Origin of the sequence: Paraburkholderia sp. BR10882, from assembly GCF_040948855.1 — a bacterium.
GTDB lineage: Bacteria > Pseudomonadota > Gammaproteobacteria > Burkholderiales > Burkholderiaceae > Paraburkholderia > Paraburkholderia nodosa_A.
In genome coordinates this window covers 449790-471062 of sequence record NZ_JBFPKP010000001.1, presented here as the reverse complement: position 1 = coordinate 471062, position 21273 = coordinate 449790, and the positions used below count along the sequence as shown (strand labels likewise).

18 protein-coding genes are annotated in these 21273 nt (G+C 64.3%); 1 reads left to right on the top strand and 17 read right to left on the bottom strand.

Annotation, left to right across the window (positions count from 1 at the left end):
- The first annotated feature begins 146 nt into the window (after positions 1–146).
- The gene (mltB, locus tag AB3X99_RS02145; RefSeq protein ID WP_368616014.1) at positions 147–1460 is read left to right on the top strand and encodes a lytic murein transglycosylase B; all 1314 of its coding nucleotides are present in this window, start codon (positions 147–149) and stop codon (positions 1458–1460) included.
- A 68-nt stretch (positions 1461–1528) separates the two neighbouring features.
- Here mltB and cysM read toward each other — a convergent pair whose 3' ends face one another.
- The 17 genes from cysM to gyrA form a co-directional block, all read right to left on the bottom strand.
- Positions 1529–2431: a cysteine synthase CysM gene (gene cysM / locus AB3X99_RS02140; protein ID WP_368616013.1), complete on the bottom strand. Its 903-nt coding sequence runs from the start codon at positions 2429–2431 to the stop codon at positions 1529–1531.
- 249 nt (positions 2432–2680) lie between these two features.
- Positions 2681–3028 carry a helix-hairpin-helix domain-containing protein gene (locus tag AB3X99_RS02135; RefSeq protein WP_069262634.1) on the bottom strand — a complete coding sequence of 116 codons (348 nt, stop codon included), beginning with the start codon at positions 3026–3028 and terminating at the stop codon, positions 2681–2683.
- A 73-nt stretch (positions 3029–3101) separates the two neighbouring features.
- The gene (gene rfaD, locus AB3X99_RS02130; protein ID WP_368616012.1) at positions 3102–4094 is read right to left on the bottom strand and encodes an ADP-glyceromanno-heptose 6-epimerase; all 993 of its coding nucleotides are present in this window, start codon (positions 4092–4094) and stop codon (positions 3102–3104) included.
- A gap of 105 nt (positions 4095–4199) precedes the next feature.
- Positions 4200–5204, bottom strand: coding sequence for a D-glycero-beta-D-manno-heptose-7-phosphate kinase (gene rfaE1 / locus AB3X99_RS02125; RefSeq protein WP_342948582.1), 1005 nt, complete (start codon positions 5202–5204; stop codon positions 4200–4202).
- Positions 5176–6573, bottom strand: a complete 1398-nt coding sequence (locus AB3X99_RS02120) for a UDP-glucose/GDP-mannose dehydrogenase family protein (protein ID WP_069262637.1) — start codon at positions 6571–6573, stop codon at positions 5176–5178. The genes rfaE1 and AB3X99_RS02120 overlap by 29 nt, the downstream gene beginning before the upstream one ends.
- 85 nt (positions 6574–6658) lie before the next feature.
- Complete coding sequence (gene lapB, locus AB3X99_RS02115; RefSeq protein ID WP_069262638.1) at positions 6659–7834, bottom strand: lipopolysaccharide assembly protein LapB; 1176 nt, start codon at positions 7832–7834, stop codon at positions 6659–6661.
- A 64-nt stretch (positions 7835–7898) separates the two neighbouring features.
- A complete protein-coding gene (locus tag AB3X99_RS02110) occupies positions 7899–8192 on the bottom strand; it encodes a lipopolysaccharide assembly protein LapA domain-containing protein (protein WP_368616247.1) in 294 nt (97 codons plus the stop codon).
- 294 nt (positions 8193–8486) lie between these two features.
- Positions 8487–8810: an integration host factor subunit beta gene (locus AB3X99_RS02105; protein WP_027817382.1), complete on the bottom strand. Its 324-nt coding sequence runs from the start codon at positions 8808–8810 to the stop codon at positions 8487–8489.
- Between the two features lie 25 nt (positions 8811–8835).
- Entirely contained in the window at positions 8836–10566 is a 1731-nt protein-coding gene (gene rpsA, locus AB3X99_RS02100) for a 30S ribosomal protein S1 (protein WP_069262639.1), read from the bottom strand.
- A gap of 181 nt (positions 10567–10747) precedes the next feature.
- Positions 10748–11443 (bottom strand): (d)CMP kinase, encoded by a 696-nt coding sequence (cmk, locus tag AB3X99_RS02095; protein WP_028208177.1) that lies wholly within the window; start codon positions 11441–11443, stop codon positions 10748–10750.
- A 28-nt stretch (positions 11444–11471) separates the two neighbouring features.
- Positions 11472–12776, bottom strand: coding sequence for a 3-phosphoshikimate 1-carboxyvinyltransferase (gene aroA / locus AB3X99_RS02090; protein ID WP_368616011.1), 1305 nt, complete (start codon positions 12774–12776; stop codon positions 11472–11474).
- 81 nt (positions 12777–12857) lie between these two features.
- Entirely contained in the window at positions 12858–13847 is a 990-nt protein-coding gene (locus tag AB3X99_RS02085; RefSeq protein WP_368616010.1) for a prephenate dehydrogenase, read from the bottom strand.
- Positions 13834–14955 carry a histidinol-phosphate transaminase gene (hisC, locus tag AB3X99_RS02080; RefSeq protein ID WP_368616009.1) on the bottom strand — a complete coding sequence of 374 codons (1122 nt, stop codon included), beginning with the start codon at positions 14953–14955 and terminating at the stop codon, positions 13834–13836. The genes AB3X99_RS02085 and hisC overlap by 14 nt, the downstream gene beginning before the upstream one ends.
- 128 nt (positions 14956–15083) lie before the next feature.
- Entirely contained in the window at positions 15084–16169 is a 1086-nt protein-coding gene (gene pheA / locus AB3X99_RS02075) for a prephenate dehydratase (RefSeq protein ID WP_069262643.1), read from the bottom strand.
- Positions 16170–16231: 62 nt separating this feature from the next.
- On the bottom strand, positions 16232–17314 hold the full coding sequence (serC, locus tag AB3X99_RS02070; protein ID WP_069262943.1) for a 3-phosphoserine/phosphohydroxythreonine transaminase: 1083 nt from the start codon (positions 17312–17314) through the stop codon (positions 16232–16234).
- A 235-nt stretch (positions 17315–17549) separates the two neighbouring features.
- The gene (locus AB3X99_RS02065; RefSeq protein ID WP_069262944.1) at positions 17550–18158 is read right to left on the bottom strand and encodes a DUF2059 domain-containing protein; all 609 of its coding nucleotides are present in this window, start codon (positions 18156–18158) and stop codon (positions 17550–17552) included.
- A 196-nt stretch (positions 18159–18354) separates the two neighbouring features.
- Positions 18355–20964: a DNA gyrase subunit A gene (gene gyrA, locus AB3X99_RS02060; RefSeq protein ID WP_368616008.1), complete on the bottom strand. Its 2610-nt coding sequence runs from the start codon at positions 20962–20964 to the stop codon at positions 18355–18357.
- Positions 20965–21273 lie beyond the last annotated feature (309 nt).

Genomic DNA, 21273 nt, shown 5'->3' with positions numbered 1-21273 from the left:
CACGCCGGCTGGCGCGCGAACAGACACCACGTTACCACAGCGATCTGGTGCTCACGCGCCACGCCGGCGCGCAACGGCCCGATTCCCCGAAGGCGCTCGGTTATACTGCCCGGGTTCTTCCTGGACCGCTCTCCCTCCGCTCTCTCATGACCCTCAAGACCGCTCTGTCCGCCTCCAGCCGCCCACGTCGCACGACCCTCGCACTCGCGCTTTGCGTCGCGGCGGCGTTGTGCACCGGCGCGGCGCGCGCGCAAACTGCCGCGCCGAAATCGCGACAGACGCCGCTCACGCTCGCGCAGGCGCAACCGCAAACGCCGACGCAGGGCCAGACGTTCGAAGAGGAAATCGTCCCGCAGCGCTACGCGAACAATCCGGACGTCGACGGCTTCATCAACGACATGGTGGCGCGCTACGACTTCGATCCCACCGCACTGCATGCGCTGTTCGCGAGCGCGAACTATTCGGCGACGGCGGTGAAGCTCGTGACGCCCTCGCCCGTTCCGGGCGTGAAGAACTGGCGCGCATATCAGGCGCGCTTCCTCGACCCGGTACGCATCAATGCGGGGGTACGCTTCTGGCGCGCGAACCAGGCCACGCTGCAGCGCGCGTCGGAGGAGTTTGGCGTGCCGCCCGAGGTGATCGTCGGCATCATCGGCGTGGAGACGATCTACGGCCGCTACATGGGCAACTTCCGCGTGCTCGATGCGCTCACCACGCTCGCCTTCGATTATCCGGACACGCCGAACCGCGCCGAGCGCATGGCGACGTTCCGCAAGAATCTCGAGGACTACCTCGTGTGGACGCGCGACGCGCAGATCGATCCGTCGTCGGTACTCGGCTCGTACACGGGCGCGATCGGCATTCCCCAGTTCCTGCCGAGCAGCATCGTGCAGTACGCGGTGGACTACGAGGGCAACAATCACATCGACCTGCGCGGGAGCACGGCCGACGCGATCGGCAGCGTGGCGAACTATCTGCGGCAGAACGGCTGGGAATCGGGGCGGCCCGTGGTGTGGAATATCGCCACCGATGCGGGCAGCCTCGGCATCGCCCAGGCCGCCGCCGACGGCAAGCCCGAACCGCGCTGGCCGCTGAGCCAGTTGCTGCGCTCGGGCCTCGTGCTCGACCAGCCGGACGTGGATATCGCCGCCGAGGCGGGCACGCCTGTCACGGTGATCGACCTGCCCTCGCCTGGCCGCGGCACCGAGTACAAGCTCGGGCTCAAGAACTTTTATGTGCTGACGCGCTATAACCGCAGCTTCTTCTATGCGCTCGCGGTGTATCAGCTGGGCATGCGCGTGAAAGCGCAGATGCTGGCGACGCAGCCAGGCGTGGGGGTGGGCCCGGCGAACGGAAACGGTGGAAATGGCGGCAACGGCGGCAACAACGGTGGCAATGGCAACGGGATGAACAGCGCCCCGAACGGCACGGGCGCGACGCCACCCGAACAGCAAGAGTAACTTCAGCGATACAAAGCAAAACGGCCTTCGGAAACATCGAAGGCCGTTTTTTTGCGTCCACGCTTCAATCAGGCGGGAAACACACCCGTCGAGAGATACCGGTCGCCACGATCGCAGACGATGAACACGATCGTCGCGTTCTCGAGCTGGCGCGCAAGACGCGTCGCCACCTCACATGCGCCGCCCGACGAGATCCCCGCGAAGATACCTTCGACCGAGGCCAGACGGCGCGCCATGTTCTCGGCGGCGGCCTGGCTCACGCTCTCCACGCGATCCACGCGGCTGCGATCGAAAATCTTCGGCATATACGCTTCGGGCCACTTGCGAATGCCCGGAATGCGCGAGCCGTCTTCCGGCTGCGCGCCGACGATCTCGATCGCCTGATTCTTTTCTTTCAGGAACTGGGACGTGCCCATGATCGTGCCGGTCGTGCCCATCGACGAAACGAAGTGCGTGATGCGCCCTTCGGTATCGCGCCAGATTTCCGGGCCGGTGGCCTCGTAGTGCGCAAGCGGATTGTCGGGATTGCCGAACTGGTCGAGGATAATCCCCTTGCCGTCGCGCTGCATTTGCTCGGCGAGATCGCGCGCATATTCCATGCCGCCCTTGACCGGCGTAAGCATGATTTCGGCGCCGTAAGCCGCCATGCTCTGACGGCGCTCGACCGAGAGGTCCTCCGGCATGATGAGCACCATCTTGTAGCCGCGGATCGCCGCCGCCATGGCGAGCGCGATGCCCGTGTTGCCGCTCGTCGCTTCGATGAGTGTGTCGCCGGGCTTGATGCGGCCGCGCTCTTCGGCTTTACGGATCATCGAGAGCGCCGGGCGGTCCTTCACGGACCCAGCCGGGTTGTTGCCTTCGAGCTTGGCCAGCAAGACGTTGTTGCGGGCGCGGATTTCGTCGTCCGGCAGGCGGACGAGCTGCACGAGCGGGGTATTGCCGATCGTGTCTTCAATGGTCTTGTAGGGCATGGGGATGGCAGTGAGGCGCGATGACGTGACCCGTCGATTCTAAACCACGCGGGCAGCGACCGCAGGGGACCCATGACGCCGGTATGGACGCCGGCTGGCGACTCGACCATCATGGGCTGCAAAAAGCCCGCGGCCCGGGCCGCGGGTCAACGTCGCGGATCGACTTCACCTGAGCGACACCTGAAGGAAACTGCGCCCCGCGACGGCGCAGCACGACGCGCGGGGTAACACACGAGCGCGAGCGGCCTGCTACTTCTTGACCGCCACGGCAGCCTGAGGTGCGCCCGCCTTCGCGGGCGTTGCCTGCGCAACCTTCGCCTGTGCTGCATGGGCATTCGCGGGACCGATCGCCAATCCTTCGGCCTGCAAACGTTCGACGGTATGGCCGCCCATGCCCTTCACGCGCTTGCCGAGGTCACTGGCATCCTTGTACGGGCCGTGCGCGCTGCGCTCGTCGAGAATGGCCTTGGCGCGCGCGGGCCCCACCCCCTTGATGCCGCGAAGCGCGTCTTCGTTGGCGGTGTTGACGTCCACGGCCGCAAAGGCGTGGCTGAATACGGCCAGAAGCGCGGCCGCCGCAAGGACTTTTCGGAACATGCTGGATCTCCCTCAAAACGCCGGCGACCATCGCCGGCGAGGAGAGTCCAGTTTATGAAGTCAGGGCTTCGCGTTACACCTGGCCAGAAAGCCAACGTACGTAACGATCCACGCCTTCCTGCACCGTCAGGAACGGCGCGTCGTAGCCTGCCGCGCGCAGCTTCGACTGGTCCGCCTGCGTGAAGCACTGATACTTGCCGCGCAACGCGTCCGGGAACGGGATGTACTCGATCAGCCCTTCCTTGACCTGCTCCGCGAGCGAGAGCGCAGGCTTGCCTTCCATCGCACGCAGCGTGTTCACCACGGTCGTGGCGATGTCGTTGAACGGCTGGGCACGGCCGCTGCCCAGATTGAAGATGCCCGTCTTCTCCGGATGATCGAAGAAGAACAGGTTCACCTTCACCACGTCCTCGACGGAGACGAAGTCGCGCGTCTGCTCGCCCGGCGCATAACCGTTGTATTCGCCGAACAGCTTCACGCGGCCTTCGGCGCGGAACTGGTTGAAGTTGTGGAACGCCACCGACGCCATGCGCGCCTTGTGCGTTTCGCGCGCACCGTACACGTTGAAATAGCGAAAGCCCGCAATCTGGCTTTGCGCGGTGGGCAGCACGCGGCGGATCACCTGGTCGAACAGGAACTTCGAATAGCCGTACACGTTCAGCGGCGCTTCCACTTCGCGCTCTTCGACGAAGCGCGTCGAGCCGCCGTAAATCGCCGCCGACGACGCATACAGAAACTGCACGCGCTGCGCGAGACACGCGTCGAGCACGGCGCGGCTATAGCGGAAGTTGTTGTCCATCATGTAGCGGCCGTCGGTTTCCATCGTGTCCGAACAGGCGCCTTCGTGGAACACCGCGCGCACGTCGCCGAAATCGCCGCGCGCAAAGCGCTCGACGAACTCGGTCTTGTCGATGTAGTCGTCGATCTCGCAATCGACGAGATTCCTGAACTTGTCCGCGCGGGTGAGATTGTCGACGGCGATGATGCGGTCTTCGCCGCGTTCGTTCAGCGCCTTGACGATGTTGCTGCCGATGAAGCCGGCCGCGCCGGTGACGATGAGGGTCATGATAGGTCTGCGGTGACGAGGTTCACGCGAGGTTGATGCCCCGCCGGAAAAACGCTGCGGAAATTCCGGCCGGGGTGCGAGCGCTGCGCGCTCGCATGCACAACGTTATTGAAAGAGTTCGTCGTAGTCGACGGTGGCCGTGCCGAGCTTGCCGACCACGATGCCGGCCGCGCGATTCGCGAGCGCGACGCCTTCGACGAGCGGCAATCCCGCGCCCAGCATGACCGCGACGGTCGCGATCACCGTGTCGCCGGCGCCCGAGACATCATACACTTCGCGCGCATCGGCCGCCGCGTGCAGCGCGCCGTCATCGGAAAAGAGCGTCATACCCTCTTCCGAGCGCGTGAGCAGGAGCGCATCGAACTGCAGTTCGTGGCGCAGCTTCGTCACGCGCGCGTGCAGGTCCTCCTCGGACTTCCACGTGCCCACCACTTCGCGCAGCTCCGCGCGGTTCGGCGTGATGAGGCTCGCGCCGCGATAGCGCTCCCAGTCGTCGCCCTTCGGATCGACGAGCACCGCCTTGCCCGCCGCGCGCGCCTTCGCGATCATCTGCGTGACATGCGTGAGCCCACCCTTCGCGTAGTCGGAGAGCAGGATCACGTCGTGCGTGGGCAGCAGCGCGTCGAAACGCGCGAGGCCGGCGAGCAGGATCTCGTGCGCGGGCGTGTTTTCGAAGTCCACGCGCAACAGCTGTTGCTGGCGCGACAGCACGCGCAGCTTGATGGTGGTCGGCAACGCGGGATCGCGCTCGAGATACGCGTTCACGTTGCTTTCGTCGAGCAGCTCGACGATACGCTCGCCGGGTTCGTCATGGCCCACCACGCACAGGAGGCCCGCGTGAGCGCCGAGCGCCGCCGCGTTGCGCGCGACGTTCGCGGCGCCACCCAAACGGTCTTCCTTGCGCTGCACATGCACGACCGGCACCGGCGCTTCCGGCGAGATGCGGTTGACGTCGCCGAACCAGTAGCGGTCGAGCATGACGTCGCCCACCACCAGCACACGCGAGGTCGCGAGCTTTTCGCGCGGCACGACGCGCACTTCCGGCGCGATGGCAGCAGCAAGCGCGGCGACGGGCGCGGCTTCAGGCTGCGGAGTTTGCGAGATTGACATGGGGCCGCCCAATCGAGTGATAGTCAATGCCGAGCTCGGCCATGGCGTCGGGCTCGTAGAGGTTGCGTCCGTCGAAGATACGCGGTGCCTTGAGCACCTTCTTCAAATGCGCGAAATCGGGCGCCTTGAAGGCGGTCCATTCGGTGACGATCACGAGCGCGTCGGCACCCGTGAGCGCGTCGTCCTGGCTCGATGCGAACGTCAGGCGCGCGTGCTGCTCAGGCGCGTGTGCGAGATCGAGCGCGAACACGCGCTGCGCCTCTTCGGCTGCGACCGGGTCCCACGCCGCCACCGTGGCCCCGCGCGAGAGCAGGTCGGCGATCAGACGGCGGCTCGGCGCTTCGCGCATGTCGTCGGTGTTCGGCTTGAACGCGAGGCCCCACACGGCGAAGTGCTTGCCGGTGAGGTCGTCGCCGCACACGCTGGCGATCTTCTTCACGAGCACTTCCTTCTGGCCGTGATTGACCTCCTCGACGGCTTCGAGCACGCGCAGGTTCTGGCCCGACTCGGCGGCCGTGCGGATCAGCGCCTGCACGTCCTTCGGGAAGCACGAGCCGCCATAGCCGCAGCCGGCATAGAGGAAGTGATAGCCGATGCGCGGATCGGAGCCGATGCCGCGGCGCACCGACTCGATGTCGGCGCCCACGCGGTCGGCGAGATTCGCCATCTCGTTCATGAACGAGATGCGCGTGGCGAGCATGGCGTTGGCCGCGTACTTCGTGAATTCGGCGGAGCGCACGTCCATGTAGATCGTGCGTTCGTGATTGCGGTTGAACGGCGCGTAGAGGCGCTTCATCTTCTCGCGCGCCACGGTGCCGTTCTCGTCCTCGTCGAGACCGATGATGATGCGGTCCGGACGCATGAAGTCGTCCACCGCCGCGCCCTCTTTCAGAAACTCGGGGTTCGAGACGACCGAGAAGCGGTGATCCACGCTATGCGAGAGGCCGCGCTTCGCCAGTTCTTCGGCCAGCACGCCGTGCACGCGCTGCGCCGTGCCGACCGGCACCGTCGACTTGTCGACGACCACCTTGAAGCCGTTCATGTGGCGGCCGATGCTGCGCGCCGCTTCGAGCACGTACTGGAGATCGGCCGAGCCGTCTTCGTCGGGCGGCGTGCCGACGGCGATGAACTGCACCTCGCCGTGCTCGACGCTCGCCGCGATGTCGGTGGAAAAGGTAATGCGCCCGGCCGCGCGGTTGCGCGCGATGAGTTCGAGCAGGCCCGGCTCGTGAATCGGGACGCCGCCGCCATTCAGGATATCGATCTTGCGCGGATCGACATCGAGGCAAAACACGTCGTGGCCGATTTCGGCAAGACACGCACCGGTGACGAGGCCGACGTAGCCGGTACCGACAATGGTGATCTTCATAGGCGCTCCGGTGACAGATACGGATGTTGGAATGACTGTGGGCGCGGCCGGCTAGGTGCCGGGCTCGGCACGCGCGCCCTTAGGCTCAGCTCGACGCGGGAACCGGCTCGACACGGCGCGGCGCATAGGTTTCCCAGCCGCTGCAGCCCGGACACTGCCAGTAGAACAGGCGCGCCCGGAATCCGCAGTTCTGGCAGGTGTAGCGAGGCAGGTTCTTGGTGCGCTGCTGGAGCAGCTTGCGCATCAGCTCGAGTTCGCTGCGGCGCGGCTCTTCGGCCGTGGCCTGCTGCGCTTCGAGCAGGCGCGCCATGCCGGCGAGGTTCGGTGACTTCTGCATCTGCGTGCGGGCCAGCGCATGCGCCGCATCGGGGCCGCGCAGCGCGGCGACATACTTGTAGGCGACGTCGAGCAGATCGTTCGACGGATACGCGTCGACCCACGTCGTGAGCAATTGTGCGCCCTCTTCGGCGCGGCCGAGCGTCTCGTAGGCCTTCATGACCTTTTCGGCGACGAGCGGCAGATAAGCGGGGTTTTGCGCTTCGACATCGCGCCAGTGGCCAAGCGCAGTCTCGCAATCGCCGCTTGCCGCATCGACGTCGCCTGCGAGGATCGTCGCGCGCACGTTCTGCGAATTGGCCTTGAGCGCGAGCGCCAGTTGACGGCGCGCTTCGTCGGGCTTTTTCTGCTGGAGCGCTTCCTGCGCGAGTTCGCAGTGGAACTGGGCGATCTCGAGGTCGAGCGACGCCGCGCCCATCGTTTCGAGATGACGTGCCGTGTCGATGCAGCGGTTCCAGTCCTTCTCGATCTCGTAGATCGCGAGCAGTGCACGCTGAGCGCCGAGCGCGAAGTCGCCCGACTTGAGCTTGCCGAAGGTCTCTTCGGCGCGGTCGAGCATGCCGGCCTTCAGAAAATCCTGGCCGAGTTCATAGAGCGCGTGGTCGCGCTCGTTCACGGGCAGGTCGGAACGCGAAAGCAGATTCTGATGCACGCGGATCGCGCGGTCGGTCTCGCCGCGGCGGCGAAACAGATTGCCGAGCGCGAAGTGCAGCTCGACGGTTTCGGGGTCGAGCTTGGCGACCTCGATGAACGCGTCGATGGCCTTGTCCGGCTGCTCGTTGAGCAGAAAATTCAGGCCGCGAAAATACGAGCGCGGCAGGTTGGCGCTTTCGGAAAGCAGTGCCTTCAGGTCGTAGCGCGACGCCATCCAGCCGAGCGCGAAAGCCACGGGAATGACGAGGAGCCACCAAAAATCGAGATCCATGCGAGCGATGGTATGAGCGGAAAATCAGCCGCACGCGTTCAGGCGCGCGGCACGGCAATACAAATCAGATAAGCGGCGGCAGCGGCGGCTCGACGCTCGGCGTGGGCGTTTCACGCGCCACCCGCAAGTCGCGCTTGAGGCGGCCGTTTTCCATGCGCAGCCGGAACACGCCGGGCAGCGCGGAAAGCAGCCCCGCCAGCAGCCCCACGACAAAAAACGCGAGGCCGATCAGGATCAGCGGGGCCTGCCACGAATATCCGGCCAGAAAGTTCAGCGTCGCGGTTTGCGTGTTGGCGAGCGCAAGTACGAGCAGCAGTACGAACACCAGCACACGGAGCACCCAGGCGATCAATCTCATTGAAGGATTCTCTTGGCAGTTGAGAAAGGCGCCGGCACGGCGGACATGCTGCGCCGCAGCACAAGCCGCGCCGAAGTGTCCCGTATTGTAATTGAACGGCTCGCGGGCCGACACGTGTGAGCGAGCACTGAGCCAGGCAACCTGGCTTGCCGGAACTAACCGCGTCGAAAAGGCGCAGACGAAAAAAAAGCGCCGGGGTTGTTCACCCCAGCGCTTTTTACCGGTCCATGCATTCTGGCCATCTGGCATTGACCGCCGACGACCGCAATCGCCCGATCGAAAACGATCCAACGCTTACAGGTCGTCGTCCGGCTCGTCCGCCTTCAGCGGCTCGCCCGAATTACGGTCGACGCGCTCGCGCAGTTCCTTGCCCGGCTTGAAGTGCGGCACGAACTTCTCAGGCACCAGCACCTTTTCACCCGACTTCGGATTGCGACCGACGCGCGACGGCCGACGATTCAGGCCGAAGCTGCCAAAGCCACGAATTTCGATGCGATGGCCCTTGGCAAGCGCCTCGGACATCGCATCGAGCATCGTCTTGACCGCGAAATCCGCGTCCTTGAGAACAAGTTGCGGAAATCGCGTAGCCAGCTGCGCGACCAATTCAGATTTGGTCATACTTCAGCTTGCCCCCGTTTGAGGCTTACTGGTTCTGGCCGTCGAGCTTGGCCTTGAGCAGCGCGCCGAGGTTGGTCGTGCCGGTGGCAGCCTGACCCGAATCAGCCGACATGGTGCGCAGGGCTTCCTGCGTTTCAGCCGAGTCCTTCGCCTTGATCGACAGGTTGATGCCACGCGACTTGCGATCGATGTTGATGATCATCGCGTTGACCTTGTCACCTTCCTTCAGCACGTTGCGAGCATCTTCCACGCGGTCTTGCGCGATTTCCGAAGCACGCAGGTAGCCTTCGACATCGGCGTTCAGCGTCACGACTGCGCCCTTGGCGTCAACCGACTTGACCACGCCGTCGACGATCGAACCCTTGTCGTTGACAGCAACGAAGTTGCTGAACGGGTCGCCTTCGAGCTGCTTGATGCCGAGCGAAATGCGTTCCTTCTCGACGTCGATGCCCAGAACCACGGCTTCGACTTCGTCGCCCTTCTTGTACTTGCGAACGGCTTCTTCGCCAGCTTCCGACCACGACAGGTCCGAAAGGTGAACCAGACCGTCGATGCCGCCAGGCAGACCGATGAACACGCCGAAGTCGGTGATCGACTTGATCGCGCCCTGGAGCTTGTCGCCCTTCTTGAAGTTGCGGCTGAAGTCATCCCACGGATTCGGCTTGCACTGCTTCATGCCGAGCGAGATGCGGCGGCGGTCTTCGTCGATCTCGAGGACCATGACTTCGACTTCGTCGCCCAGCTGGACAACCTTCGACGGAGCAACGTTCTTGTTGGTCCAGTCCATTTCCGACACGTGAACCAGGCCTTCGATGCCCGATTCGACTTCGACGAACGCGCCGTAGTCGGTGATGTTCGTGACCTTGCCGAACAGACGCGTGCCCGACGGGTAACGGCGCGAGATGCCTTCCCACGGATCGTCGCCCAGTTGCTTGATACCGAGCGAAACGCGGTTCTTTTCCTGGTCGAACTTGAGGATCTTCGCGGTGACTTCCTGGCCAACCGAGAGAACTTCGCTCGGGTGACGCACGCGACGCCATGCGATGTCGGTGATGTGCAGCAGGCCGTCGATGCCGCCGAGGTCCACGAACGCGCCGTAGTCGGTGATGTTCTTGACCACGCCGTTGACGATCGCGCCTTCCTTGAGCGTTTCGAGCAGCTTTGCGCGCTCTTCGCCTTGCGTGGCTTCGATCACTGCGCGGCGCGACAGCACGACGTTGTTACGCTTGCGGTCGAGCTTGATGACGCGGAATTCGAGGGTCTTGCCTTCGTACGGCGTCGTGTCCTTGACCGGACGCGTGTCGACGAGCGAACCCGGCAGGAACGCGCGGATGCCGTTGACCATGACGGTCATGCCGCCCTTGACCTTGCCCGTGATCGTGCCGGTCACGAGTTCGTTGTTGTCGAGAGCCTTTTCCAGCGACAGCCACGAAGCGAGACGCTTCGCCTTGTCGCGCGACAGGATAGTGTCGCCGTAGCCGTTTTCCAGCGCGTCGATCGCGACGGAAACGAAATCACCCGCCTGCACTTCCACTTCACCCGCGTCGTTCAGGAATTCTTCGAGCGGAATATAGGCTTCGGACTTGAGACCAGCATTGACGACCACGAAGTTGTGGTCGACGCGCACGACTTCGGCGGAAATCACTTCGCCGGCGCGCATGTCCTGGCGGGTCAGCGACTCTTCGAACAGAGCCGCGAAAGATTCGGTATTCGGGGTGGAGGTTTGCAGGTCGGACATAAAAATCTGGATTTGCATGGTTTTCGCTACCTCGCCAGTCGGTCTTGACTGCCGGGCGTTGAGGCCGGAACACGATGCTCGCGGCGCAGATGCAAAAGCCATACGGGGTTAAAGGGTTTAACACACGCCCTGTTGCTTTCCAGGGCACCTACTCGTACTGCTTACTGCTTTCTTTACTGCGCTTTGCCCCGTTCGCGGATTACCGTACGGGCCGCAGTTGGCTAGACTCCTGATACCACTGCACCACCTGTTCGACCGCCTGGTCGACGGAGAGCGCCGAAGTATCGAGAAGCTGCGCATCTGCTGCAGGCTTGAGCGGTGCGGCCGCGCGGTTACTGTCGCGCGCGTCGCGTCCACGCAAATCCCGAAGCAAGTCATCCATATTAGCAGAAAAACCTTTTTGGATCAATTGCTTATGCCGGCGGGCCGCACGGGCCTCCACGCTGGCCGTTAAAAACACCTTCAGAACGGCGTCCGGGAAGATCACGGTGCCCATGTCGCGGCCATCCGCAACGAGCCCGGGAAGCTTGCGAAACGCCCGCTGGCGCGCCACGAGCGCGGTGCGCACGGCCGGATGCGCAGCGATCATCGAGGCGCGGTTGCCCACTTCCTCGGCACGGATTTCGTTCGAAACGTCAACGCCATCGAGCTGCGCAAGCCCCTCGCGGAACGTGATATGGAGATCGTCGATCAGCTTCGCAAGGTTCTCGGCGTCGTCGGCCGCAATCGCGTAGCGCATGCTCGCGAGCGCCGCCAGGCGGTACAGCGCGCCACTGTCGAGCAGGTGAAAGCCGAGCTGCGCGGCGACCAGCGCGGCCACCGTGCCCTTGCCGGAAGCAGTCGGGCCGTCGATCGTGATGACGGGCGTCGGATAAAAGGGACGGGTCGATTTCATGCGGCAAAGGTACTCGGCTTCATTTGAATCAAGGTTGCGCGAGCGCCAGGAAGCGCTCGAAGTAATCGGGGAACGTCTTGCCGACGCACTTCGGGTCGTTGATGCGCACCCGCACGCCGCCGAGGCTCACGAGCGAGAAGCACATCGCCATGCGGTGATCGTCGTAGGTGTCGATCGCTGCGTTCGGCGTGAGTTGCTCGGGCGGACGCACGATCAGGTAATCAGGGCCCTCTTCCACGTTCGCGCCCACCTTGCGCAGTTCCGTGGCCATCGCGGCGATGCGGTCGGTTTCCTTCACGCGCCAGCTCGCGATGTTGCGTAGCGTAGTTGCGCCGTCGGCGAAGAGCGCCGCCACGGCGATCGTCATCGCTGCGTCGGGAATCAGGTTGAAGTCCATGTCGATGGGGTCGAGCTTGCCGTGATCGTTGCCGATCCCGCGCACCTCGATCCAGTCATCGGCGACCGTGACGTTCGCGCCCATGCGCATGAGCGCCGCGGCGAACGCAACGTCGCCCTGGATACTCGATCGTCCCACGCCTTCCACACGCAGCGGGCCGCCGCCGATCGCGCCCGCGGCAAGAAAGTACGACGCGCTCGATGCATCGCCCTCGACCATGATCTTGCCCGGCGACTGGTAGCGCACGCCCGCCGGGATCTCGAAGCGGTGCCAGCCGTGGCGCTCGACCTTCACGCCGAAGCGCTCCATCAGCTTGATCGTGATTTCGATGTAGGGCTTGGAGATCAGCTCGCCGTCCACTTCGACGATCGTCACGCCGTCCTTGGCGCGCACGAGCGGCAGCGTCATCAGAAGCGCCGTGAGGAACTGGCTCGACACATCGCCGCGCACGCGGATGGGCGCCTCGACCGAAACCGGCGCGGGGCGGATGCGCAGCGGCGGATAGCCTTCGTTTTCTTCGTAATCGATCTTCGCGCCGATCTGGCGCAGGCCGTCCACGAGGTCGCCGATGGGTCGCTCGTGCATGCGCGGTACGCCGTGAATGCGGTAGTCGCCGCCGTTCACCGCGAGCGCGGCCGTGAGCGGACGCACCGCCGTGCCTGCGTTGCCGAGGAAGAGATCCGCGCGCACCGCCTGGAACGCGCCGCGCGTGCCCTGCACGACGCAGGTGTCGTCCTCTCGTTTGAGCTTCACGCCGAGCTTTTCCAGTGCGTCGAGCATCACGCGCGTGTCGTCGGAGTCGAGCAGGTTCGTGATGGTCGTTTCGCCCTCGGCCAGCGCGGCGAGCAGCAGCACGCGGTTCGAGATGCTCTTCGAGCCGGGCAGACGGATCGTGCCGGACGCACGGGTGAACGGTCCGAGATCGAGGTGTTCCATGAGCGTGTCCTGAGAATGCCTGGTGTTACCTGAGGTTGCCTGGGTTGCGGCGCTCGCGCCGTCGGGCTGGGTCCTGCTTGCTTATTTGCCTGGTGCTGTATCGATGGCCGCCGCCGCGCCCTTGCCGCCGCGCTCCTGCCACGCCTCGCGCGCCGCGCGCGAGCGCGCGAACACGGTTTCGAGCGCTGCGCCGTCGCCGGCGTCGATGGCCGCGCGCAGCTTCGCCAGCACTTCAGTGTAGCCGTCGAGTTCGGCGAGCAGCGCGGCGCGGTTCGCGAGGCACACGTCGCGCCACATTTCGGGGCTCGACGCGGCAATGCGCGTGAAGTCGCGGAAACCGCCTGCCGCGAACGAAAATTTCAGTTGGGCGTCGGGCGAAGCGAGAATCTGGTCGACGAGCGCAAACGACAACACATGCGGCAAGTGACTCACCGAAGCGAACACGCGATCGTGCTGCGCGGCCGGCATCTCGCCGATCAATGCGCCCGTGGCGAGCCACATCGCGGCGATGCGCTCGACCGATGCCGGCGCGTTTTCCGCGAGCGGGCACAGCACGACGTTGCGGCCGACGTAGAGATCGGGCAACGCGGCGTCGACGCCGCTCGATTCGCGCCCGGCGATGGGATGCCCCGGCACGAACTGGGCGATGCGCGCGCCGAGCGCGGCACGGGCCGCGGCGATCACGTCGCTCTTGGTGCTGCCGGCGTCGGTGACGATGGTTGCTTGCCCCAGGTACGGCGCGATGCGCTCGAGCAGGGCCTGGGTTTGCGCAACGGGAGCGGCGATCAGCACGATGTCGGCGCCGTCGAGCGCGGCGGCGAGCGCCGCTTCGTCGTCGAGCGTCGCGGCGGCATCGATCACGCCCAGTTCGAGCGCGCGCGATACCGACTTTGCACTGCGGCCCACACCGATCACCTGCGCGCCTTCGCCGCCGTGCGAGCCTCGCTCGCGCAACGCGCGCGCGAGCGACCCGCCGATCAGGCCCACGCCGAAAATCACCAGTTTGTTAAACGAAAACGCACTCACGACGTCACCGAAAAAAGTAAGGGTTGCGCGCTCATTGCGCGCCAAGCGCTCGCTCGAGGGCCGCGACGAATGCCGCGTTCTCCTCGGGCAAGCCGATCGTCACACGCAGCCATTGCGGCAGGCCATAGTTGCCCACCGGACGCACGATCACGGCTTGTTTGAGCAGCGCGAGATTCACGCGCTCGCCGGCGCCGTCGTCCGTTGCGTCCTTCGCCACGCGCACCAGCACGAAATTGCCGTCCGAAGGCACGTATTCGAGGCCGAGGCGCTCGAACGCCGCGGTAAGCGTGCGATAGCCCTCGGCATTGAGCGCCGCGCTGCGCTCGAGGAACGGCGTGTCGCCGAGCGCGGCAATCGCAGCGGCCTGCGCGAGCGTGTTGACGTTGAACGGCTGGCGCAGACGGTTGAGCAGATCGGTCAGTTCCGGCTGGGCGATCGCGAAGCCGATACGCAGGCCGGCGAGTCCGTAGGCTTTCGAGAACGTGCGCGAAACGAGCAGGTTCGGATAGCGGCGCACCCACGCGATCGAGTCATAGCGCTTCTCAGCCGCGAGGTACTCCGTGTACGCCTCGTCGAGCACGACCGCGACATGCGCGGGCACCTTCGCGATGAACGCCTCGAGCGTCGCGCCGTCGACGAACGTGCCGGTCGGGTTGTTCGGGTTCGCCACGAACACGAGACGCGTGTCTTCGTCGATCGCCGCCAGCATCGCGTCGAGATCGTGGCCGTAGTGCACGGCCGGCGTCACGATATGGCGCGCGCCGAGGCCCTGGGTCGCGAGTGCGTAGACCGCGAACGAGTACTGCGAATAAACGATCGCCTGACCGCGCTCGACGAACGCATGCGCGGCCATTTCGAGAATGTCGTTGCTGCCGTTGCCGAGCGTGATCCACTCGGGCGGCACGTCGTAGCGCGCGGCCAGCGCAGCCTTCAGCTCGAACGCGTTCGAATCGGGATAGCGGCCCAGTTCGCTCGCGGCCTGCACGATCGCGCGCTGCGCCGATTCGGGCATACCGAGCGGATTCTCGTTCGACGCGAGCTTCACGATGCGCGCTTCGTCGAGTCCAAACTCGCGCGCGACTTCGGAAATCGGTTTGCCGGCGATGTAAGGCGCGATGGCGCGCACATACGAGGGGCCGAATTGCGTGGTCATGCGTCTCTCCAGGGCTCAAGGCGCCGGGCGTACAACGGTCTCTACCGGACGGATCGGAAAGGCGCGCCGCCCGGCATTCTCATGCGGCGGGCGGCGATTGGCGGCGGGCCGCCCGCACCTTCCACGCCTTAGCGTGCGCGCGGATACGAACCAAGGATCTTCAGATACGCGGCTTTCTTGCTGAGTTCGTCGAGCGCGGCGGCCACGGCGGGTTCGTCACGATGACCTTCGAAGTCGATGTAGAAGTAGTACTCCCACGTGCTGCCAAGGCGCGCCGGCCGCGACTCGAATCGCGTCATCGACACGCTGTGGCGCGCGAGCGGCTCGAGCAGCTTGTACACCGCGCCCGGCTCGTTCTTCACCGACACGATCATCGAGGTCTGGTCGCGCCCCGTCGCGCCCGCCGGCTGCTTGCCGATCATGACGAAGCGCGTGCGGTTGTGCGGGTCGTCCTGGATCAGCGCGTTTGCGATCAGGAGACCGTAGTGCGTGGCGGCGCGATCGCCCGCAATCGCGGCGACCGTCGGGTCGGCGGCGGCGAGGCGCGCGGCTTCCGCGTTGCTCGACACGCTCTGGCGCTCGAGCTGCGGCGCGTTCGCCGTCAGCCAGTGCTGACACTGTGCAAGCGCCTGCGGATGCGCGCACACGCGCGTAACGCCTTGCAGGTTGCCGCTTTGCGTCATCAGATTGTGCTGAATCGGCAACGCGATTTCGCCGCCGATGACGAGCTGCGTTTCGAGGAACAGGTCGAGCGTGCGCGAAACGGCGCCCTCGGTCGAGTTCTCGACCGGCACGACGCCGAACTCGGCGGCGCCCGCCTCGACCGAGCGGAACACCTCATCGATCGACGGGCACGGCAGGCCTTCGATCGACTGACCGAAGTACTGGTACATCGCCTGTTCGCTATAGGTGCCGACCGGGCCGAGGAACGCGGCCGAAATCGTCTTTTCGAGCGAACGGCTCGCGGCCATGATCTCGCGCCAGATCGCGCTGATGTGATCGTTGCCGAGCGGGCCGTCGCTCATGTTCTGCAGGCGCTCGATCACCTGTTGCTCGCGCTCCGGGCGAAACACCGGCGCGTTGAAGTGCTTCTTGACCTCGCCGACTTCGAGCGCGACCGAGGCGCGCTGGTTCAGGAGCGCGATGAGCTGCGCGTCGATCGCATCGATGCGTTCGCGCAGCGGCTTGAGTTGGGAGTTGAGTTCGTCGTCCATGCGTGAAACCGGCAATCTGAAAGGATGCGCGCGGCGCCGCTTCGCCCGTGAGCGAGGAGCGCTTACGCGTGCTTCGCCTCGAATTCCTTCATGTACTCGACCAGCGCATTCACTGCTTCGAGCGGCACCGCGTTGTAAATCGATGCCCGCATGCCGCCGACGGACTTGTGGCCCTTCAGCTGCAACAGCCCGCGCTCTTTGGCGCCGGCGAGGAAATCTGCGTTACGTGTTTCGTCGGCGAGGAAGAACGGCACGTTCATCCGCGAGCGCGCGCGGCGCTCCACCTTGTTGATATAGAAGCTGCTCGCGTCGATCGTGTCGTAGAGCAGCTTCGCTTTTTCCACATTGCGCGCCTCGATGACTTCGAGACCGCCCTGACGCTTCAACCACTTGAACACGAGCCCGGCGATATAGATCGCGTAGGTCGGCGGCGTGTTGAACATCGAGTTGTTCGCGGCCACGGTCTTCCATTCGAACGCCGAAGGACAGATCGGCATCGAGCGGTCGAGCAGGTCCTCGCGCACGATCACGACCGTCACGCCCGCCATGCCGATGTTCTTCTGCGCGCCGCCGTAGAGTACGCCGTATTTGGCGATGTCCATCGGGCGCGAGAGGATGTGCGACGAGGCGTCGGCCACGAGCGGAATGTCGCCCAGGTCGGGAATCTCGAAGGTCTCGACGCCGTCGATCGTCTCGTTCGTGCACAGGTGCACGTAGGCGGGGTCGCTGGAGAGCTTCCACTCGCTCTTCGGCGGTGAATGCGTGAAGCCGGCCTCGGTGCGGCCCGTGGCGGCGATATGCGCTTCGCCGTACTTGAGCGCTTCCTTCTGCGACTTCTGCGACCAGGAGCCGGTCACGACGAAATCGGCGCGCGGCTTCGAGCCAAACAGGTTGAGCGGCACGATCGCGTTTTCGCCGATGCCGCCGCCCTGCAGGAACAGAATCTGGTGACTTGCGGGGACCTGCATCAACTCACGCAGATCGAGCAGCGCCTCGGCGTGGATCTGCATGAATTCCGGGCCGCGATGGCTCATTTCCATCACGCCCATGCCGCTGCCGTGCCAGTCGAGCATTTCGTCAGCGGCCTGACGCAGGACTTCCTCTGGCAACGCTGCCGGCCCGGCTGAGAAGTTGTAGACGCGCATCGTAAAGAGATCCCCGAGGCAGGCGCTGTGGCAAAAACCGCCGGAAAACACGCCAGAAAAAAGAAAATGGCCGCTTGCGCTCATCGCGCAAACGACCATTATCGCATTGTCGCCGGGAACCCGCCACGCACCGCGCGGCAGTGGGCTTCCCGGTCTATGCGGCCGATCCGGCCCCGCGACCGTGCATCATGGCTGCGGACCTGAAGGGCTTAAGTGCCGGGCTCATTTGCCAGGCTTACTTGCCGACCTTGACCGAAGCGACTTCCTTGTCGGCCTGGTCGCGCGTTGCCTTGATCGACTGCGGCATGTACTTCTGCATCAGGCTGTTCACGACGTCGCGGCCAACCTGGTCTTGAACCTGAATGAACTTGCGGCCGGTCGGGCTGCGGTAGAACGTCGTCAGGTCCTTGATTTCCTGCGTGCTGTAGTACTTCGCGTAGGCGTCGTACTGAGCTTGCATGGCGTCCGTCTTGAACGAGTCGGTCGCGAAGACCTGGCCTGCCGAGTCAACCAGCTTCGGCACGGCGTTCTTTTGCAGCGACGGCACGGCAGCTTGCTTCTGCTTGTCCGTCATCGTCTTGTTTTCCGAGAGCGCGTCCGACAGGATGGCCGGGACGAGCTGCTTGGCTTGCATCTGGGCGCTGTTGCCGATTGCGCCGACGAGCTTCTGTGCGTCGATCGCGTCGAGCAGGTCCTTGATCGCGGCTTGCTTGGCCGGATCGACGGGTGCTGCAGCCGCTGCCGGTGCCTGGGGGGCGGGCGCCTGGTTCTGGAGCGCCTGAGCCATGGCAAACGTCGGCACGAGAGCGGCCAGCAACATCACCTGCTTGAATCGTTTTTGCATCATTACTCCCTTTGAGAAATTAATCGATTTGCGCTGCCGCGCGGACTGCGGGGCGCCGCATTGCGTTCTGCGCCCGCTCACCGGTCCGCCCGGCACACCATTCATTTCGCTGACACTAACAAGGTTCGCTGAAACCCACCTTAAAGTCCGCGTAAGCGCATCGATTGAACACGCTTGTGCGGGCCAGGATGACGCATCACTCTTCGCCTTCGCCCGGTTCGCCCTCACCTTCGGCGTCCACTTCTGCGTCCGCTTCGGCGACCTGCTGCAGTCCGGAAAGCTTCGTACCTTCGTCAAGGCTGATGAGTGTAACACCTTGCGTTGCACGGCCCATTTCGCGAATTTCCGACACGCGGGTGCGAATCAAAACGCCCGTGGTGGTGATCAGCATGATCTGCGCTTCGGAGTCGACGAGTGTGGCCGCAACCACCTTGCCGTTGCGCTCCGACGTCTGGATCGCGATCATGCCCTTCGTGCCGCGGCCGTGGCGCGTGTACTCCGTGATCGGGGTGCGCTTGCCATAACCGTTCTCGGTCGCGGTGAGCACCGACTGCTGCTCGTCGCCCGCCACGAGGAGCGCGATGACCTGCTGATTGTCTTCGAGCTGCATGCCGCGCACGCCGCGCGCTTCGCGGCCCATCGGACGCACGTCGTTCTCGTCGAAGCGCACCGCCTTGCCGGCGTCGGAGAACAGCATGACGTCGTGCTCGCCGTCGGTGATCGCGGCGCCGATCAGATAGTCGCCGTCGTCGAGACCGACCGCAATAATACCCTTGCGCAACGGGCGGCTAAAGGCTTCGAGCGGCGTCTTCTTTACCGTGCCCAGCGCCGTGGCCATGAAAACGAACTTGTCGGCCGAGAATTCCTTGACCGGCAGCACGACCGTGATCTTCTCGCCGTCCTGCAGCGGGAACATGTTGACGATCGGACGGCCGCGCGAGTTGCGCGAACCCTGCGGCACTTCATACACCTTCACCCAGTACACGCGACCGCGATTCGAGAAGCACAGGATGTGATCGTGCGTGTTGGCGATGAAGAGCGTGTCGATCCAGTCGTCGTCCTTCATCGAAGTCGCCTGCTTGCCGCGACCTCCGCGCTTCTGGGCGCGATATTCCGACAACGGCTGCGATTTCACATAGCCGGCGTGCGACATGGTCACGACCATGTCCTGCGGCGTGATCAGGTCTTCGGTGTTGAGCTCCGTGGCGTTCATCTCGATCTTCGAGCGGCGGGCGTCGCCGAATTCGCTCTTGATCGAGGTGAGTTCGTCGGAGATCATGACAGTTACGCGCTCGGGGCGCGCAAGGATGTCGAGCAGGTCGGCGATCTGCGCCATCACTTCGCGGTACTCGCCGATGATCTTGTCCTGCTCCAGGCCGGTCAGGCGCTGGAGGCGCATTTGCAGGATTTCCTGCGCCTGCGTGTCGGACAGACGGTAGAGGCCGTCGGCCTGCATACCATATTGCGGGTTCAGCCCTTCCGGACGGTAGGCTTCGCGCCCGCCTGCCGCCGCATTGTCCTGCTCCGCGCGCGTGAGCATCTCGCGCACGAGCGACGAATCCCACGAGCGATTCATCAACTCCTGCTTCGCGATGGGCGGCGTGGGCGCGGCCTTGATGAGCTCGATGAAATCATCGATGTTCGCGAGCGCAACGGCGAGACCTTCGAGCACGTGGCCGCGTTCGCGCGCCTTGCGCAGCTCGTACACCGTACGACGCGTGAGCACTTCGCGGCGATGCGAGAGGAAATGCTCGAGCATTTCCTTCAGGTTCAGCAGCTTCGGCTGGTTGTCCACCAGCGCGACCATGTTCATGCCGAACGTGTCCTGCAGCTGCGTCGCCTTGTACAGATTGTTGAGGATGACCTCGGGCACTTCGCCGCGCTTGAGCTCGATCACGACACGCATGCCGCTCTTGTCCGATTCGTCGCGAATATCGGAGATGCCTTCGAGCTTCTTCTCGTTGACGAGCTCGGCAATGCGTTCGAGAAGCGAACGCTTGTTCACCTGATACGGCAGTTCGTCGACGATGATCGCCATGCGTTGACCGCGATCAATTTCCTCGAAGTGCGTAGCCGCGCGCATCACGACGCGGCCGCGGCCGGTGCGATAGCCGTCGCGCACGCCGGCGACGCCATAAATAATGCCGGCGGTCGGGAAATCGGGTGCGGGAATGATCTCGATCAGCTCGTCGATCGTTGCCTGCGGACTCTTCAGCAGATGCTGGCACGCGTCGACGACTTCGTTGAGATTGTGCGGCGGAATGTTCGTGGCCATGCCGACCGCGATACCCGACGAACCGTTGATGAGCAGGTTCGGGATGCGCGCCGGCAGGATCTGCGGCTCGCTCTCGCTGCCGTCGTAGTTCGGCCCGAAGTCGACCGTTTCCTTGTCGATGTCGGCCAGCAGCTCGTGGCCGATCTTCGCCATGCGGATTTCGGTGTATCGCATGGCGGCGGCGTTGTCGCCGTCGATGGAGCCGAAGTTACCCTGGCCGTCGACCAGCATGTAGCGCAGGGAGAAGTTCTGCGCCATCCGCACGATCGTGTCGTAGACAGCCGTGTCGCCGTGGGGGTGGTACTTACCGATTACGTCGCCGACGATACGCGCCGACTTCTTGTAAGCGCGGTTCCAGTCGTTATTCAGCTCGTGCATTGCGTAGAGCACGCGCCGGTGGACAGGCTTCAGGCCGTCACGAACATCCGGAAGTGCTCGCCCGACGATCACGCTCATCGCGTAATCGAGATACGAGCGGCGCATTTCCTCCTCGAGGGAGATTGGCAGAGTCTCTTTGGCGAATTGATCCATTATCGATGTCTTATTTGGGCACGCGGTGTGCTAGCGCCTCGCCCCAACTTGTAGAGCGGAGGTCGCCGCAGTCACCGCGGGACGCCCAGCTGTCGCATGGACGCCGCGGACGCAGCGCATCACGCGATTCTACCATGCACGACACCCTCGCCCGCCGCCTGCGTATACCTATTAGAGGAGTGAAGCCGAAGGGCTCAAAAGCGCCTTGAGCGTGGCGCAAACGCCGCAGTGCGAACCGGAATCAGATGCATCGCCACTGATTTGGATGACAATGTGTGACGCTCCCGCTACCCAGGCGCAATACCAGGT

What these genes read in the sequence shown, in the direction of transcription:
- mltB (WP_368616014.1), top strand. Translation starts at nt 147, where the DNA reads ATGACCCTCAAGACCGCTCTGTCCGCCTCCAGCCGCCCACGTCGCACG.
- cysM (WP_368616013.1), bottom strand. Translation starts at nt 2,431, where the DNA reads ATGCCCTACAAGACCATTGAAGACACGATCGGCAATACCCCGCTCGTG.
- AB3X99_RS02135 (WP_069262634.1), bottom strand. Translation starts at nt 3,028, where the DNA reads ATGTTCCGAAAAGTCCTTGCGGCGGCCGCGCTTCTGGCCGTATTCAGC.
- rfaD (WP_368616012.1), bottom strand. Translation starts at nt 4,094, where the DNA reads ATGACCCTCATCGTCACCGGCGCGGCCGGCTTCATCGGCAGCAACATC.
- rfaE1 (WP_342948582.1), bottom strand. Translation starts at nt 5,204, where the DNA reads ATGTCAATCTCGCAAACTCCGCAGCCTGAAGCCGCGCCCGTCGCCGCG.
- AB3X99_RS02120 (WP_069262637.1), bottom strand. Translation starts at nt 6,573, where the DNA reads ATGAAGATCACCATTGTCGGTACCGGCTACGTCGGCCTCGTCACCGGT.
- lapB (WP_069262638.1), bottom strand. Translation starts at nt 7,834, where the DNA reads ATGGATCTCGATTTTTGGTGGCTCCTCGTCATTCCCGTGGCTTTCGCG.
- AB3X99_RS02110 (WP_368616247.1), bottom strand. Translation starts at nt 8,192, where the DNA reads ATGAGATTGATCGCCTGGGTGCTCCGTGTGCTGGTGTTCGTACTGCTG.
- AB3X99_RS02105 (WP_027817382.1), bottom strand. Translation starts at nt 8,810, where the DNA reads ATGACCAAATCTGAATTGGTCGCGCAGCTGGCTACGCGATTTCCGCAA.
- rpsA (WP_069262639.1), bottom strand. Translation starts at nt 10,566, where the DNA reads ATGCAAATCCAGATTTTTATGTCCGACCTGCAAACCTCCACCCCGAAT.
- cmk (WP_028208177.1), bottom strand. Translation starts at nt 11,443, where the DNA reads ATGAAATCGACCCGTCCCTTTTATCCGACGCCCGTCATCACGATCGAC.
- aroA (WP_368616011.1), bottom strand. Translation starts at nt 12,776, where the DNA reads ATGGAACACCTCGATCTCGGACCGTTCACCCGTGCGTCCGGCACGATC.
- hisC (WP_368616009.1), bottom strand. Translation starts at nt 14,955, where the DNA reads ATGACCACGCAATTCGGCCCCTCGTATGTGCGCGCCATCGCGCCTTAC.
- pheA (WP_069262643.1), bottom strand. Translation starts at nt 16,169, where the DNA reads ATGGACGACGAACTCAACTCCCAACTCAAGCCGCTGCGCGAACGCATC.
- serC (WP_069262943.1), bottom strand. Translation starts at nt 17,314, where the DNA reads ATGCGCGTCTACAACTTCTCAGCCGGGCCGGCAGCGTTGCCAGAGGAA.
- AB3X99_RS02065 (WP_069262944.1), bottom strand. Translation starts at nt 18,158, where the DNA reads ATGCAAAAACGATTCAAGCAGGTGATGTTGCTGGCCGCTCTCGTGCCG.
- gyrA (WP_368616008.1), bottom strand. Translation starts at nt 20,964, where the DNA reads ATGGATCAATTCGCCAAAGAGACTCTGCCAATCTCCCTCGAGGAGGAA.